We start from the raw sequence: 14,773 nt of genomic DNA, 5'->3' as shown, positions 1-14,773 counted from the left end.
GCGTGGTTTGATCCTGCGGGGATGGTGGTTGTGAGGAGGGGGGCGGGGATGGGGGGCTACGGGGGTTTGCTGGCGGTGGCGCATGAGGCCGTCGATCTGGCTCGGGACATGATGCGTACGCTGCGGCCGGGAGTCCTGACCGGCAAGGGTGACCGGGACATGGCCTCCGAGGTGGACTTCGCCATCGAGCGGAAACTGCGCGCCTTCCTGGCCGACCGTACGCCGCAGATCGGCTTCCTCGGCGAGGAGGAGGGGACCAGTGGGGTGGGCGACGAACTCACCTGGTCACTCGACCCGGTCGACGGGACGGTCAACTTCGTACACGGGTCACCGCTGTGCGCCGTCTCGCTCGGTCTGATCGCCCGGAAGCAATCCGTGCTCGGGGTGATCGACCTGCCGTTCCTCGGCAACCGCTACTCGGCGGCGCTCGGGCACGGCGCCTTCGCCGACGGCGAGCGGATCCACGCCAGCCAGACCGCTGACCTGGCCGAGGCGCTGGTCGCGCTCGGCGACTTCGCGGTCGGGGCGGGGGCCGCCGCGCTGAACGCGCCCCGGCTGGCGATCACCGCCGCCTTCGCCGAACAGGCGCAGCGCGTACGGATGTTCGGGTCCGCCGCGATCGACCTGGCCTGGCTCGCGCACGGGCGGCTCGACGCCTTCGTGATGCTGAGCAACAAGCCGTGGGACACCAGCGCCGGTGTGATCATCGCGCGGGAGGCGGGCGCCCGCCTCGCCGACGCCGACGGCAGCCCGCACACCGCCGACTCCGGCGCCACCATCGGCGCGAACGAGGCGCTGCTGCCGGCGGTGCTCGCTCTCGTCCGGCAGGCCCCGCCCGCGAGCTGGCCCCACGGCAGGTCCCGACCCAGATCAGGGACGCCCGGATGATCAAGATGCTCCGGTAGGGCCGGTGTCCGCTGACCCAGATCCGGCCCGTACTACTGACCGACCCGGAGTCGGCCCGGCGGGTCAGCGGGACGCCGATACGACCCCTAGCATCTGATCATGAGTATCGATCGATACAACGCCGATGACAGTGCCGAGCATCGGTTCCTGGCTCAGGCCGTACGCCTGGCCGCCGACAACGCCGCCACCGGCCAGCTCCCGTTCGGCGCACTCGTCGTACGCGACGGCGAGGTTGTCGCCACCGGTGTCAACACCGCCCTGCGCGACCACGACCCGACAGCCCACGCCGAGGTCGCGGCCGTCCGCAACGCCTGCCGGGAACTGGGCGTCCTGCACCTGACCGGGGCGGTCATGCTGTCCAGCTGTGAGCCGTGCGCGATCTGCCACGCGGTCGCCGCCAGCGCCGGGATCACCCGGATCGTGTACGCCGCACCGAAGGAACTCGTGCCGGACCTCGGATACCCCGCACCCTCGGACAACGGCCCGCTGCTGACCGCGATGCAGCAGGCCCTGCGCGGCCTGGCCCCGGAACAGGTGATACACCTGCCGGTCGACGCCGCGGACGAACCCTTCACCCGGTACCTGTCCACCATGGAGGCACACTCGTGAAGCTCGGTCTCAACATCCGCAACTTCGGCCCCGCCGCCACCCCGGACAACCTACGGGCCTGGGCACGATTCGCCGAGGACACAGGTTTCGCCGTCGTGATGATGTCCGACCACGTTGCACCCACCCCCGACGTGCAGGCGATCTACCCCACCCCGTTCTACGACCCGTTCACCACCCTGTCCTGGCTCGCCGCGCAGACCCGCACCCTGGAACTCGGTACGTCGGTCACCGTGTTGCCGTACCGGAATCCGCTGTTGACCGCGCGGGTGGCGGCGAACCTCGACCAGTTCAGCGGCGGCCGGTTCATCCTCGGTGTCGGCGTGGGCTGGTCGAAGCCGGAGTACGACGCGCTCGGTGTGCCATTCGAGCGGCGGGGCGCGATCACCGACGAGTACCTCGACGTGATCAGGGCCTTCTGGGCGAACGACCGGATCTCCGCCGACGGCCGGCACGTGTCGTTCCGGGACGTCAGCACCGCTCCCCGGCCGGTCCGGACACCGCCGATCTGGGTCGGTGGCACCTCACCCGGCGCGATCCGCCGAGCGGCGAGGTACGGCGACGCCTGGCACCCGAACAACGCCGGCATGTCCTGGCTGCGCGACGAGGGTCTGCCGGCGCTGCGAGCCGCCGCCGAGGCGGCCGGTCGACCGGTCCCGGAGTTCAGCCCCCGGTTCCAGATCCAACTCACCGACCATCATGTTTCCGCCGACGACCGCCCGGTCGGCACCGGCACGCTCGCCCAGATCCGGGCCGACCTCGACGAACTTGCCACGCTCGGCTGCGCGTACGTCGTCCTCGACACCAACCCGGACGCGCCGGACGACCCGCGTCCGGTCACCGAGGACTTCGGCGTCCTCGAACGGGTCGCCCGATCGGTGACCTGATCGGGCGGCGCCGCGTCGAGGGTGGGAATCCTCCGTCGGGCGGGGACGAGCGCGGGGTTCCCGGCCGGACCGGCACAATGACCGTATGCGCATCCGTCCGGCCCGGATCGACGAACTGCCCCTCCTACAGGAGATCGAACGGGCCGCCGGGGAGTGCTTCCGGGACATCGGAATGGTGGAGATCGCCGACGACGACCCGCCGGGCCTGGCCGAACTCGGCGCGTACCAGCGGGCCGGCCGGGCCTGGGCGGTGGTCGACCCCAGCGACCGGCCGGTCGGGTACGTGATCGCCGACGAGGTCGACGGGAACCTGCACGTCGAGCAGATCTCGGTGCACCCCGCCAACTCGCGGCGCGGTGTCGGGCGGCGGCTGCTGGAGCACGTCGCGACCGAGGCGGTGCTCGGCGGGATGGCGGCGCTGACCCTCACCACCTTCGTGGAGGTGCCGTGGAACGCGCCGTACTACCGGCGGTGCGGGTTCCGGACCCTGGAACGGGACGAGCTGACGCCCGGACTGCGGGCGATCCAGGATCGCGAGGCCGAACACGGGCTGGACCGCTGGCCGCGTACGGCGATGCGGTGGGATCTGACCGGCCGGGAGGAACCGTCCGGTCAGTAGACCAGTGCCTGGGCGCCGTCGGCCATCGCTTCCTCGACGAAGGCCGCCGCCCCGGCGATCCGTACGCCCGGGAGCACGTCCGGCGCGCCAATCTCCCGCCGTGCCGCACACTGGGAGCAGACGGTGACCCGACCAGCGGTCAGGATTACGTGTAGCAGTTCGGCCAGCGGGGCCGAGTGCGGCAGCTCGAACTCGGCTGCCCGGCCGGGCAGCGCGAACCAGCTCGACTCGCCGGTCAGCCACAGCGACACGTCCACCCCTGCGGCTACGGCCGTAGCGGCGACGGTGAACGCCTGGGCACACCGCTCCGGCGAATCGGAGCCGGCCGTGGCCTTGACGACGAGAGTGCGTGCCATACCGACCAGCATAGGATGACCTTGTCATGGTTACCGAGATTGGGTTCGTCAGCCTGCTGGTGGCGGGCTTTGGCCTGCTCGCCGGTGGCCTGGTCTACCTCGCCGTACGTATCTCGAGAGGACGCTGGTGAGCGCGGAGAGCACCTCCCCGGACAATCCGATGGCACCGCCGCCGTGGCTGAACGCGCCACCGGTCGAGCCGTACCCGTTCGAGGAAACGTACGACCTGCGGGTTGGTCCCGACCTGCACCCGGCACTGCTGGGCCTGCTGCCGTACGTGGGGCTGTGGCGCGGGCGCGGGCGCGGCGGATATCCGACGATCGAGGACTTCGACTACGGCCAGGAAATCAAGATCAGCCACGACGGGCGGCCGTTCCTGCACTATGAGTCGCGCGCCTGGCTGCTGGACGAGGAGAGCCGTCCGGTCCGGCCGCTCGGTCGGGAGATCGGCTGGTGGCGGCCGGTGATGGCCGACGGTCGGGCGACCGACGAGATCGAGGCGCTGATGAGCATCCATACCGGGATCATGGAGCTGCACGTCGGCAAGCTCACCGGCCTCCGGCTCGAACTGGTCACCGACGCGGTGGTCCGTACCGCCACGGCGAAGGAGGTCACCGCCGGGCATCGCCTCCTCGGCATAGTCGAGGGCGCCCTGCTCTACGCCCAGGAACTCGCCGCGGTCGGCCACCCCCTCTCCCCCCACCTCTCCGCCCGCCTCACCCGCGTCGGCGGCTGACCCGCGCTCATCGAGGCTGAGAAGCCCACTAGTACGGAGAAAGAGTGGCTACCCGACTCGGGATAGTCACTCTTTCTCCGTACTAGTGCGGATCTTGGGGTGGGGGTCAGGCGCTGGGGAAGGCCAGGAGGTTGCGGAGGGTGGGGGTGTGGGGGGACGGGGGGAGGGGCATGCCGTCCAGGGTGCGGATTTCGGCCAGGCCGCGTACGGACGAGGTGAACCAGGCGCCGAGGCAGATTCCCTCGCGCAGTTCGGCCGGGGTGATCATGCGTTCCTCGGCGGACAGGCCGAGCGAGCCGGCGTGGGCGAGCAGCCAGGCGGCGGTCACCCCGGGCAGGATCCCGGTGCTGGCGGCCGGCACCGTGCAGAGGGTGTCACCGGCCAGCCAGACCAGGTTGGCGCTGGGCCCCTCCAGGGCGTAACCGTCGGTCGAGGTCCAGAGCACGTCGTCGACCCCGTTCGCCGCCGCCCAGCGGTGGGCCGCCAGACTCGTCCCGTACGAGGTTGATTTGACCCCGGCGAGCAGCCAGGGCAGCCCGGCGCGGGCCCCGGCCGGCACCCCCAGCGGCAGCGTGGCGACGTTGAGGCCGGCGGTACGGGCCAGCCGCTGCGCGGGCGTGACCGGTGAGACGGTGGCGAAGACGGTCGCCGGCCCGCCGATCCCCGGGCCCCGGGTGCAGACCAGCCGGAGCGCTCCCTCGGTCTCCGCCGGCCAGGCCGCGCAGGCGATGCTCAGCAGTTCGGCCAGTTCGGTGGCGTCCGGCAGCAGCAGGTCGACCGAGGCGGCGGCGCGGGCCAGCCGGGTCAGGTGCTCGTCGCGCAGCCACGGGCGACCGGCCCGGACGTGCATGGTCTCGAACAGGCCGTCGCCGTGCAGCACCCCCCGGTCGTCGGCGCGCACGATCGGCTCGTCGGCCGGCAGTACGCCCCGGCCGAGTACGGCGACGATCTGCTGCCCGGACACGACTCCAGAGCGTAGCGGTGGCCGGGGCGCCGGTCCGGGCAACCGGGGCCTGGTGCCGGAATCGGGGGAAAGCGGTTCGGGGATCTACACTCGTACGGTGTCGGAATCATCGCTGGCCGAGATGTTGCGCTCCCGTGGGCTGCGCCTGACGGCGCAGCGGCAACTGATTCTCGAAGCCGTCCTCGAACTGGGCCATGCCACTCCCGAGCAGGTGCACACGGCGGTCCGCGGGATTGCCGCCGGAGTGAACATCACCACTATTTACCGCACCCTGGAATTGCTGGAGCGGCTCGGGCTGGTTACCCATACGCACCTGTCGCACGGTTCTCCGACGTACCACGGGGCCGGTGCGGACCAGCACGTGCACCTGGTGTGCCGGTCGTGCGGGGATGTGGACGAGATGGAGCCGGAGCTGCTCCGGCCGCTCGCCGACCAGTTGGCCGGTGACCGGGGGTTCCGGGTCGACGTAGGGCACGTGGCACTCTTCGGCGTCTGCCGTAGGTGCGGGGAGCAGCAGGACTAGTCGACGGCGGGGTACACAAATGATCGACATCGCGGGCGCGGTGGCCATCGAGGTACTGGACGAAACCACGCCGGACCAGCCGGGACCGGAACACGTCGCGGCCGGCGTACGCGGGGTTGCCGCCCACTACGGTGACCCGATGCGCGAGCAGCGCCACCTCGCCACCGACGTGGGCCTGGTCGACCGCTCCCACCGGGGTGTGATCGCGGTGCCCGGCGTCGAACGGGCGAGTTGGCTGCACACCCTCACCAGTCAGCACCTGGCCGACCTGAGCGCCGGACAGGGCAGTGAGCTGCTGGTCCTGTCCCCGCACGGGCACATCGAGCAGCATGCCATGGTCGCCGAGGACGGCGAGACCACCTGGTTGGACACCGAGCCCCGGGACACCGCGGGCCTGCTGACCTACCTGGAGAAGATGCGTTTCTTCACCCGCGTCGACCCGCGCGACGCGACCGCCGAGTGGGCGGTGCTGTCGCTGGTCGGCCCGCGCGCCGCCGAGGCCGTCGGCACGCTCGGCGTCACCGGGCTCGCGGAACCGGACGCGCTGCCGGTGCCGGGTCCGAAGTTCGCCGGCGGGGCCGTGCCACCCCGACCGACCACGAGGTACGACGTACGACCGTTGCCGGGCGGCGGTTGGGCCCGTCGGGTCGAGCTCGGGGTGGACCTGCTGGTGCCCCGGGGCGAGGTGGACCGGGTGGTCGCCGACCTGACCGGGGCCGGGGTGCCACTGGCCGGGCTCTGGGCGTACGAGGCGATCCGGGTCGCCGCGCGGCTGCCCCGGGTGGGCTTCGAGACCGATCACCGTACGATCCCGGCCGAGGTGGACCTGATCGGGCCGGCCGTGCACCTGGACAAGGGCTGCTACCGGGGGCAGGAGACGGTGGCGCGGGTGCACAACATGGGCCGCCCGCCCCGCCGGCTGGTCCTGCTGCACCTGGACGGGATCAGCTCCGACCAGCTACCGGCGGTCGGCACGCCGGTGGCTGACGGTGACCGTACGGTGGGCTTCGTCGGCACCGCCGTACGCCACTTCGAGCTGGGGCCGGTCGCGCTCGCCGTACTGAAGCGGAACGTGCCGGAGGACGCGCGGTTGCTGGTCGGCGGGACGGCGGCGGCGATCGACCCGTCCTGAGTCGTCGAGCGGCGGCGTACGGCTGGTGTGGCGGGGGTCGGGGGCGGCCTGGTTAGGATCGCCGGCATGACAACAGGGACGTTGATCACGGTTGCCCCGACCGGGGCGGAGTCGACCAAGGCCGAGGTGCCGGCGCTGCCGGTGACCCTGGACGAGCTGGTGTTGACCGCGAAGGAGTGCGAGGCGCTCGGCGCGGCCGTGATCCACGTACACATCCGGGACGGTCAGACCCGGCCGACGCTCGACCCGGCGCGGCTGCGCGACACCGTCGCCGCGCTGCGGGAGAGCACCGACCTGATCGTGCAGCTCTCCACCGGTGGCGCGGTGACCGATCCGGAGGTCGAGCGGCTGGCGGTGCTGGACGCCGGCCCGGAGATGGCCTCCTGCACCATGGGTACGGTCAACTTCGGCGACGACGTGTTCCTGAACCGGTGGGAGTTCATCGTCGAACTGCACACCCGGATGCGGGAACGCGGCATCGTGCCCGAGTACGAGATCTTCGACCTCGGCCAGCTCACCACCCTGCGCCGGCTGTTGGACCGGCACGGCCTGCCGGCCGGTGGGCACGTGCACGTCGACTTCGTGATGGGGGTGCCGGGCGGCATGCCGGGCACCACCGAGGCGCTGGTGGCCTGCCGGCAGGCGTTGCGGGACCTGCCCGAGGGCAGCACGTTCTCCGCCACCGGCATCGGGCGCAGCACCATCGACGTGCTGCTCGCGTCGCTGTCCGCCGGTGGTCACCTGCGGGTGGGGATGGAGGACACCATCACGTACGCGAAGGGCCGGCCGGTGGAGTCGAACATGCAGTTGGTGGCTCGCGCCGTCGGCTTCGCGCAGCTCGCCCAGCGCCCCCCGTTGAGCACCACGCACGCCCGTGAGCTGCTGGGACTGCCGCCTCGAAACTGAGGGCTCCCTAAGGTGGCGGTCGGGCGACTCGCTACCGTCTGCGCCATGGCACACAGCTACACGGGTGGCGCACCGCTCGCCGAGGTGGTCCGGTCCGGTTTTGTCGAGGGGTTGCACCGGGGTTCCGTGGTGGTCCTCGACGCGACCGGGACCGTCGTCGCCTCGGCCGGTGACGTGCTGTCACCGATCTTCCCGAGGTCGTCCAGCAAGCCGTTGCAGGCGATCGGGATGCTCCGCTCCGGGCTGCGGCTGGTCGACTCGGCCGACCTGGCGCTGGTCTGCGGCAGCCACTACGGCGAGGACTTCCATCTGGCCCGGGTCGATGCCCTGCTGCGCAGTGGCGGCCTGACCGAGTCGGACCTGCGGTGTCCGCCGGACCTCCCGATCGGGGAGGCGGCGCGGGCCGCGGTTCTGCGGGCCGGTGGTGGCCCGGCCCGGATCCGGATGAACTGTTCCGGCAAGCACGCCGGCATGCTGCTGACCTGCCTGGCGGCGGGTTGGCCGGTGGAGGGGTACCGGGAGCCGGAGCATCCGTTGCAGGAGCGGTTGCGGGCCGCGGTCGAGGAGTTCACCGGGGAGCCGGTCGCGGCGGTCGGGGTCGACGGTTGCGGCGCACCGGTGCTCGCGGTCTCGCTGACCGGGATGGCCGGCGCGTTCCTGCGGTTGGTGTCCGGCGCGCCGGGTTCGGTGGAGCGGACCGTCGCGGACGCCATGCGTACGCACCCGGAGCTGGTCGCCGGCACCGGTGCCGAGGACACCCGGCTGATGACCGGGGTTCCCGGCCTGCTCTCAAAGGTGGGTGCGGAGGGCGTCGTGGTGAGCGCGGTGCCGGGCGTCGGCGCGGTCGCCATCAAGATCGATGACGGTGCCGGTCGACCCCGGATGCCGGTGCTCGTCGCCGCCCTCCGCAGGCTGGGCGTGACCGCCGCCGTCCTGGCCGAGCTGGCCGAACTTCCCCTGCTCGGCGGCGGCGTCCCGGTCGGCGCGATCCGCGCCCTGCCCACCTTCTGACCGGGGCTACCGGAGGAAGGCCAGCAGGGCTTCGTTGACCGGGGTGGGGCGTTCCAGCGGGAGCAGGTGGGCGGCGTCGGGCACGTCCGGCAGCCGGGTCGCCCCGGGCACCTGCGCGGCGATCAGGTCAGCCAGCACCGAGATGTCCGGTACGTCCGCAGCACCGGCTCCGACCAGCACCGGCACCCGGATCTCGGCGAGCCGGTTGATGGCGGGTGGGTCGAGTTCGCGTACCTCGATGTTGCCCAGTGCCGCCTCGGCGGCCAGTGCCCGCCGGTCCATCTCGCGGGCGAAGTCCAGAAACGCCGGGTCGGGGTCGGCCGGTTGGCGACCCGGACCGACCACCCAGAACCGCACCTCGGCCTCGGCCGTGGCGTCGAGGTCCTCGTCGTCGACCTCGCCGATCAGGGTGTCCCAGAGGTCGTTGGTCTCGTCCGACCATTCATAACCGGATACCGCCGAGCCGAACAGGGCGAGTGCGGCGACCCGGTCGGGGTGGGCGAGCGCGGTGTTGATCGCCACCGCGCCACCGAACGAGCAACCGACCAGGGTGGCCCGCTCGATGCCGAGCGCGTCGAGGAAACCGACCACGTCGTCGTGGTGGGCGAAGGCGTGCTCCGGCAGGTTGGACTCGCCGTACCCGCGCAGGTCCAGGTTGAGCACCCGGTGCCGACCGGCGAGTACGTCGACCTGACCGCACCACATCCGGCGGTCGGCGATGCCGGCGTGCAGCAGGACGACCGGGTTCCCGTCGCCCAGGTCGTCGTAGGCCAGCGTGGCCCCGTCCAGTTCGATCTTTGACATCAGGCGAAGTTACGCACTCTTGTGGTTGATATGCAACGCGATTGCCTGACCTGTACGGATCGGTGCTCCGGGATGAGACTTCGCTAACTCTTGCTAGCACTTTGCTTGCAATAGCTAGCATCGGCGAATACCGTCGAGCACATGGCGAACCCCAAGGACCTACCCCGCGACGTCGGTGGGTTCATCCGTGACCTGCGACGCAACGCGAAAATCTCGCTGCGCCAGCTCGCCGACCAGGCCGGGGTCAGCAATCCCTACCTGAGCCAGGTCGAGCGCGGGCTGCGCAAGCCGAGCGCGGAGGTGCTGCAACAGCTTGCCAGCGCGCTGCGGGTGTCGACCCCGGTGATGTACCTGCGGGCCGGCCTGCTGGACGACAAGGAGGGGCACGGCGTGCTCGCCTCGATCGCCGCCGACCCCGACCTGACGATGCCGCAGAAGCAGTCGCTGAGCCAGATCTACGAGACCTTCCGACGGGAAAACGCCCGCCAGGCCGAAACCACGGCACCGGCCGAAACCGGCCCGCCGGCAGCGGACACGGCTCCGGTCGGAAACACGACACCGGTCGAAACCGGCCCGCCGGCAGAGGCCGCCACCGGTGGCGACAACCCGGCGGCCGGTACCGCCGTGGACGACGTACTCGAATCGGTGGCGCGGACCGAGTCGGGCACCGCGCCCGCCCCGAACGCTCCCGAACCAGCCAAGCGAACCGCCCGCAAGGCGGCCCGGAAGACCGCCCCCGCGGTCGAGGAGGAGTAGTAGTCATGACCCAGCCCCGGACCAGCACCCGCATCCCCGCCCCCCTCTACGCCGTCGCCGGTGTCGGCGACCTCGCCCTACAGCAGCTCCGCAAGCTGCCCGCGGTCGTCACCGAGCTGGGCGAGAAGGCCGCCACCAGCACCGCCGAGCTGCGCGAACGGGCCGTCACCGGTACCGGAGAGCTGCGCGAGCGGGCCGTCACCGGCACCACCGAGCTGCGCGAACGGGCGGCCGGCATCACCACCGCCGAACTGCGCGAAACCGCCGCCACCCGCGCCGCCGAGCTGCGCGAACGGGCCGTCACCGGCACGGCGGAGCTGCGCGAGCGGGCGACCGGTGTGCTGCGTACCGCGAACACCACCGCCACCGAGCTGCGCGGGCGCACGGCAAGCGCCGAGCTGGACGTACGTCGGCTGCGTACCGCCGCGATCCGCAACGCCGCCGTTGTCGTGTCGGGCGCGTACTCCGCCTCCGAGCGGGCCGCCGCCGCGTACGAGGCCCTGGTGGCCCGGGGCGAGCGGGTGGTCGGCACGGTCGGCACCCCGACTCCGGCCCCCGTACCGGCACCGGCCGACATGGACGCGCCCGAGGTGCCCGCCGAACTGACCGCCACCCCGGAGGTCCTCGCGACCAAGCGGACAGTGGCCAAGGTCGCCGCGATCAAGGCCACCCGGAGCCCGGCGGAGAAGACCCCGAAGGCGCCGGCCACCAAGGCCACCGCCGCCGAGGCGGCCCCGAAGGCCAAGCCGACCAAGGCCGCCAAGCCGGCCAAGAGCACCGCGACCACCGACGAGAAGTAGGCCGGGTCGGGCAGACCTCGGGTACGGCATGTAGCCCGTACCCGGGGTTGCCGACATAAGCTTCACGGCATGGTTACTGCCGCGCCGATCTTCTACTCCGATGTCCGGGGCGTCATCGAGCTGGTGCTCCTGGCCTTTTCTCTCATCATCGAGGGGGTGGCGTTGGTGCACGCCATCACCCAACGATCGGACGCCTTCCCGGCGATCGGGACCCTGCCCAAGGGCGGCTGGATCGCCATTCTCGGCGTCTGCCTGGCGCTGACCCTGCTCGGCTTCGGCGTACTCAGCATCTTCGGCCTGATCGGCATCGCCGCCGGCCTGATCTACCTGCTCGACGTCCGACCCGGTCTGCGTGACCTGACCGATGGCAAGGGCTTCTGGTGAGAGATTTCCGCTGGCCACCGCCGCCGGACGGCGGGCCACGGACGTACGGACCCGGTCCCAGCGCACCCAGGACCGGGCGTCCGGCGCTGCCCGAACCGGAGACCGAGCTGGTCACCACCCCGCACGGGGTACGGCTGGAGCGGCTGGTCACCGGCGCGGGCGACCCGGTGACCGTGTTCGCGCACGGCCTCGGCGGTGCGATCTCCGCCACCCGACCGCTGGGCAGCGCGGTCCATGGCCGGCGGGTCTTCTTCCAGTTCCGGGGGCACGGCCGGTCGGATGCGCCGGACGGCCCGTGGACCTACCTGGATCTCGCCCGCGACCTGCGCGCCGTCGCCGACCTGAGTCGGGCCACCCGGGCGGTCGGCGTCAGCCTCGGTGCCGGTGCGCTGACCCGGTTGCTGCTGGAGAGCCCGGAACGGTTCGACCGGGCGGTCTTCTTCCTGCCGGCGGTGCTGGACGAGCCGCGTCCGGCGGCGTCCCGCGAGCGGCTGACCCTGCTGCTGGAGGCGGTACGCAGCGGCGACCCCGGTACGGTCGCGGAGGCGGCGGCGGCCGAACTGCCGGCGGCGGTCCGGAACACCCCGGCGGGGTGGGCGTACCTGCGGCAGCGGATCGACCAGTTGATGCGGGACGGGTTGGCCGACGGGTTGGCCGACCTGCCCGACCAGGTCCCGGTACGCGACGCGTCGGCGCTCGCCACGGTCACCGCCCGGTCCCTGGTGATCGGCTGCGCCGGTGACGACCTGCACCCGGCGGTGGTCGCGGAGCAACTCGCCGCGGCGCTGCCGAACGCCACCCTGCACGTGTACGACCGCCCCGGCGTGCTCTGGACGCACCGCGCCGACCTGCGCGCGCGCATCTCCGAGTTCCTGAACGGGTAGTCGTCGCGGTGTCGGTGAGCGGGTAGTCTGCCCGGTCATGGGTGTCACGCAGCACGGCCACACGCTCCGGCTGGACCTCGCCGACCCGACCCTGCGCGAGTGGACCTGCACGGTGGTGCACGTCGACCCGGAGCAGGGCATCGTGCTGGACCGTTCGGCGTTCTACCCGGGCGGCGGCGGCCAGCCGCCGGACCACGGCGTGCTGCTCTGGCAGGGGACGCAGACCCGGATCGTCGGCACCCGCAAGGGCGACGACCTGTACCTCGTACCCGCCGACGGCGACCCCGTCCCGCCGGTCGGTACGGCGGTCACCGGCGCGGTCGAGGAGACCCGCCGCACCCTGCTGATGCGTACCCACTCCGGGCTGCACGTGCTCTGCGGTGTGGTTTTCCGGGACTTCGGGGCGCTGGTCACCGGCAACAGCATGGAACCGGGCGAGGCCCGGATGGACTTCAACCTGCCCGAGGTGCCGGCCGACTTCAAGGCCCGGCTGGAGGAACTGGTCAACGTCGAGGTGACCGCCGACCGATCGGTGGCGGTGAAGGTGCTGCCGCGCGTCGAGGCGTTGGCCCTGCCGGACATCATCCGTACCCAGTCGAACCTGATTCCGGCGGACGAGCAGGAGATCCGGATCGTGGACATCGTCGGGTTGGACGTGCAGGCCGACGGCGGCACGCACGTGGCGTCGACGGCGCAGATCGGCAAGGTCCAGGTGGTCAAGGTGGAGAGCAAGGGCAAGGCAAACCGCCGGGTACGGGTACGCCTCGTCGGCTAGCCCGCCGGGCGGTAGTTCGCCGCCCGTACGTCGAGCAGCCAGCGTTCGACCGTCTCCTCGTCCGGGTGTTCCGGCAGCGGCGTACGGATGGTGTCGAAGTCCTTTTCGGCCTCGCCGAGCAGGGCTCGGGCCCGGTCGATCCGACCCGCGGCGACCTGCTCGCCGAAGTCCACGAAGGTCTGCGGGGCGTCGAGCCGGATCGGCAGGTGGCCGGTGGCGTACAGCACCCGGCCCTGGTGCAGGAGTCGGGCCAGGTGCCGGGCGTGTTTGGCGGTGCGTCGTCGGGTGTCGGCCGAGAACGAGCCGTCGCCGCGCGATTCGAGTTTGCGGAACTGCTGGCCGGCGTAACCGAGGTAGGCGGACCGGACCCGGGGACCGGACAGGAAGGCCGACCGGATCCCGATCAGCCGGTCGCCGAGGTCGGTCCGGGTCTCGTAGAGGTCGTCGGGCAGCCAGGCGAGTTCGGTGGCGGTCGGGTTGCCGCCCAGCGCCAGCCGGCACCACTTGCCGGCCTCGTGCCGGGTGCTGTCCGGTGCGGTGGTCACGATCGACTCGCGCGGCGGGTGCAGGCCGTGGAAGGCGACCGTGGGCGCGGCGAACAGGCCGAGCCGGTCCACGTCCGAGCCGGCCCCGGCCAGCCCGTACGCGGTCGAGCCGACGATCCCGGCGAGCAGCAGGCGCATGCGGGACATGATCGCGTACGCGGCCGGGCGGGTGAACCGAGTTTGTCGGCAAATCCGGCCACCGGTTGTCAGGTATTGCTGGTTACCTCTCCGGTATGACCGAATCGAACCAACCGCTCAGCGGAAAGATCGCGCTCGTGGCCGGTGCCACCAGGGGCGCCGGCCGGCAGATAGCGGTACAACTCGGCGCGGCCGGCGCCACCGTCTACGCGACCGGGCGCAGCACCCGTGGACAGCGCTCGGAGATGAACCGTCCGGAGACCATCGAGGAGACCGCCGAGCTTGTCACCCGGGCCGGCGGCGTCGGAATCGCGGTGCCGGTCGACCACCTGGAGCCAGAGAAGGTGCAGGCCCTGGTGCAGCGGATCGACCGGGAGCAGGGCCGGCTGGACGTGCTGGTCAACGACATCTGGGGTGGCGATTCGATGATCGGTTGGAACCAGCCGGTCTGGCAGCACTCGCTGACCGACGGGCTGCGTACGCTCCGGCTGTCGATCGACACCCACATGATCACCAGCCACTACGCGCTGCCGCTGCTGATCCGCTCGCCGGGCGGGCTGGTGGTGGAGATGGGCGACGGCACCCGGGAGTACAACGACAACACGTACCGGCTCAACGCCTTCTACGACCTGGCCAAGGTCGCGGTCACCCGGCTGGCCTTCAGTCAGGCCCACGAACTGCGCGAGTACGGCGGCACGGCGGTCGCGCTCACGCCGGGCTGGCTGCGTTCGGAGACGATGCTCGACCTGTTCGGCGTGACCGAGGCAAACTGGCGGGACGCGACCGAGAAGGAACCGCACTTCGTCATCTCGGAGTCACCCGCGTACGTCGGTCGGGCCGTCGCGGCGCTCGCCGCCGACCCGGATCGGGCCCGCTGGTCCGGCCAGTCGGTGTCCAGCGGCCAACTCGCCCGGGTGTACGGCTTCACCGATCTCGACGGCAGCCAGCCCGACGCCTGGCGCTACATGGTCGAGGTGCAGGACCCCGGCCGCCCCGCCGACGCCACCGGCTACCGCTGACCGTCGGCTCACCGCTGTCCTA

At 71.7% G+C, this 14,773-nt stretch carries 20 protein-coding genes; 16 read left to right on the top strand and 4 right to left on the bottom strand.

Going from position 1 to position 14,773, the window contains the following annotated elements; all coding sequences use genetic code 11:
• Positions 1 to 75 precede the first annotated feature (75 nt).
• From OG792_RS30985 to OG792_RS30970, 4 genes are all read left to right on the top strand, one after another.
• Positions 76 to 888 carry an inositol monophosphatase family protein gene (locus tag OG792_RS30985; RefSeq protein ID WP_329104872.1) on the top strand — a complete coding sequence of 271 codons (813 nt, stop codon included), beginning with the start codon at positions 76 to 78 and terminating at the stop codon, positions 886 to 888.
• Positions 889 to 1,005: 117 nt separating this feature from the next.
• Positions 1,006 to 1,515, top strand: coding sequence for a nucleoside deaminase (locus OG792_RS30980; protein ID WP_329104870.1), 510 nt, complete (start codon positions 1,006 to 1,008; stop codon positions 1,513 to 1,515).
• Positions 1,512 to 2,399: a TIGR03619 family F420-dependent LLM class oxidoreductase gene (locus OG792_RS30975; protein WP_329104867.1), complete on the top strand. Its 888-nt coding sequence runs from the start codon at positions 1,512 to 1,514 to the stop codon at positions 2,397 to 2,399. Before OG792_RS30980 ends, OG792_RS30975 begins: the two co-directional genes overlap by 4 nt.
• An 85-nt stretch (positions 2,400 to 2,484) precedes the next feature.
• The gene (locus OG792_RS30970; RefSeq protein ID WP_329104865.1) at positions 2,485 to 3,018 is read left to right on the top strand and encodes a GNAT family N-acetyltransferase; all 534 of its coding nucleotides are present in this window, start codon (positions 2,485 to 2,487) and stop codon (positions 3,016 to 3,018) included.
• On the opposite strand, the gene OG792_RS30965 is transcribed toward OG792_RS30970, so the two are convergent.
• Positions 3,012 to 3,386 (bottom strand): DsrE family protein, encoded by a 375-nt coding sequence (locus OG792_RS30965; protein WP_329104863.1) that lies wholly within the window; start codon positions 3,384 to 3,386, stop codon positions 3,012 to 3,014. The genes OG792_RS30970 and OG792_RS30965 overlap by 7 nt on opposite strands.
• Positions 3,387 to 3,400: 14 nt before the next feature.
• Between OG792_RS30965 and mtfM the strand changes: the two genes are divergently transcribed.
• The gene (gene mtfM, locus OG792_RS30960; RefSeq protein WP_269476287.1) at positions 3,401 to 3,505 is read left to right on the top strand and encodes a small membrane protein MtfM; all 105 of its coding nucleotides are present in this window, start codon (positions 3,401 to 3,403) and stop codon (positions 3,503 to 3,505) included.
• 29 nt (positions 3,506 to 3,534) lie between these two features.
• On the top strand, positions 3,535 to 4,110 hold the full coding sequence (locus tag OG792_RS30955; RefSeq protein WP_329111545.1) for an FABP family protein: 576 nt from the start codon (positions 3,535 to 3,537) through the stop codon (positions 4,108 to 4,110).
• Between the two features lie 106 nt (positions 4,111 to 4,216).
• Here the strand turns inward: OG792_RS30955 and OG792_RS30950 are convergent, their stop codons facing one another.
• On the bottom strand, positions 4,217 to 5,074 hold the full coding sequence (locus OG792_RS30950; RefSeq protein ID WP_329104856.1) for an aminotransferase class IV: 858 nt from the start codon (positions 5,072 to 5,074) through the stop codon (positions 4,217 to 4,219).
• A gap of 97 nt (positions 5,075 to 5,171) precedes the next feature.
• Here OG792_RS30950 and OG792_RS30945 point away from each other — a divergent pair, with 97 nt between their 5' ends.
• The 4 genes from OG792_RS30945 to OG792_RS30930 all read left to right on the top strand — a co-directional run bounded on the left by OG792_RS30945 (position 5,172) and on the right by OG792_RS30930 (position 8,646).
• Positions 5,172 to 5,597 carry a Fur family transcriptional regulator gene (locus OG792_RS30945; RefSeq protein WP_329104854.1) on the top strand — a complete coding sequence of 142 codons (426 nt, stop codon included), beginning with the start codon at positions 5,172 to 5,174 and terminating at the stop codon, positions 5,595 to 5,597.
• A 19-nt stretch (positions 5,598 to 5,616) separates the two neighbouring features.
• Positions 5,617 to 6,729, top strand: a complete 1,113-nt coding sequence (gene ygfZ / locus OG792_RS30940; RefSeq protein WP_329104852.1) for a CAF17-like 4Fe-4S cluster assembly/insertion protein YgfZ — start codon at positions 5,617 to 5,619, stop codon at positions 6,727 to 6,729.
• A gap of 66 nt (positions 6,730 to 6,795) precedes the next feature.
• A complete protein-coding gene (locus tag OG792_RS30935) occupies positions 6,796 to 7,635 on the top strand; it encodes a 3-keto-5-aminohexanoate cleavage protein (RefSeq protein WP_329104850.1) in 840 nt (279 codons plus the stop codon).
• 45 nt (positions 7,636 to 7,680) lie between these two features.
• The gene (locus OG792_RS30930; RefSeq protein WP_329104848.1) at positions 7,681 to 8,646 is read left to right on the top strand and encodes an asparaginase; all 966 of its coding nucleotides are present in this window, start codon (positions 7,681 to 7,683) and stop codon (positions 8,644 to 8,646) included.
• Between the two features lie 6 nt (positions 8,647 to 8,652).
• On the opposite strand, the gene OG792_RS30925 is transcribed toward OG792_RS30930, so the two are convergent.
• The gene (locus OG792_RS30925) at positions 8,653 to 9,450 is read right to left on the bottom strand and encodes an alpha/beta fold hydrolase (RefSeq protein WP_329104847.1); all 798 of its coding nucleotides are present in this window, start codon (positions 9,448 to 9,450) and stop codon (positions 8,653 to 8,655) included.
• Positions 9,451 to 9,591: 141 nt separating this feature from the next.
• On the opposite strand from OG792_RS30925, the gene OG792_RS30920 reads away from it, so the two are divergent.
• The 5 genes from OG792_RS30920 (at position 9,592) to OG792_RS30900 (ending at position 13,049) form a co-directional block, all read left to right on the top strand.
• Entirely contained in the window at positions 9,592 to 10,206 is a 615-nt protein-coding gene (locus OG792_RS30920) for a helix-turn-helix domain-containing protein (RefSeq protein WP_329104845.1), read from the top strand.
• A gap of 5 nt (positions 10,207 to 10,211) precedes the next feature.
• The gene (locus OG792_RS30915; protein WP_329104843.1) at positions 10,212 to 11,006 is read left to right on the top strand and encodes a hypothetical protein; all 795 of its coding nucleotides are present in this window, start codon (positions 10,212 to 10,214) and stop codon (positions 11,004 to 11,006) included.
• A 69-nt stretch (positions 11,007 to 11,075) separates the two neighbouring features.
• Entirely contained in the window at positions 11,076 to 11,390 is a 315-nt protein-coding gene (locus OG792_RS30910; RefSeq protein ID WP_329104841.1) for a DUF2516 family protein, read from the top strand.
• On the top strand, positions 11,387 to 12,274 hold the full coding sequence (locus OG792_RS30905; protein ID WP_329104839.1) for an alpha/beta fold hydrolase: 888 nt from the start codon (positions 11,387 to 11,389) through the stop codon (positions 12,272 to 12,274). The genes OG792_RS30910 and OG792_RS30905 overlap by 4 nt, the downstream gene beginning before the upstream one ends.
• A 37-nt stretch (positions 12,275 to 12,311) precedes the next feature.
• Complete coding sequence (locus tag OG792_RS30900; RefSeq protein WP_329104837.1) at positions 12,312 to 13,049, top strand: alanyl-tRNA editing protein; 738 nt, start codon at positions 12,312 to 12,314, stop codon at positions 13,047 to 13,049.
• Here OG792_RS30900 and OG792_RS30895 read toward each other — a convergent pair.
• Positions 13,046 to 13,732: a nucleotidyltransferase domain-containing protein gene (locus OG792_RS30895; protein ID WP_329104835.1), complete on the bottom strand. Its 687-nt coding sequence runs from the start codon at positions 13,730 to 13,732 to the stop codon at positions 13,046 to 13,048. The two genes, OG792_RS30900 and OG792_RS30895, sit on opposite strands and share 4 nt — an antisense overlap.
• Positions 13,733 to 13,827: 95 nt before the next feature.
• On the opposite strand from OG792_RS30895, the gene OG792_RS30890 reads away from it, so the two are divergent.
• Positions 13,828 to 14,751, top strand: a complete 924-nt coding sequence (locus OG792_RS30890) for an SDR family oxidoreductase (RefSeq protein WP_329104833.1) — start codon at positions 13,828 to 13,830, stop codon at positions 14,749 to 14,751.
• The last annotated feature ends 22 nt before the right edge of the window (positions 14,752 to 14,773 follow it).

The organism is Micromonospora sp. NBC_01699 (genome assembly GCF_036250065.1).
GTDB lineage: Bacteria > Actinomycetota > Actinomycetes > Mycobacteriales > Micromonosporaceae > Micromonospora_G.
The sequence above is the reverse complement of the archived record's forward strand: the minus strand, read 5'-3'. Positions and strand labels throughout refer to the sequence as shown.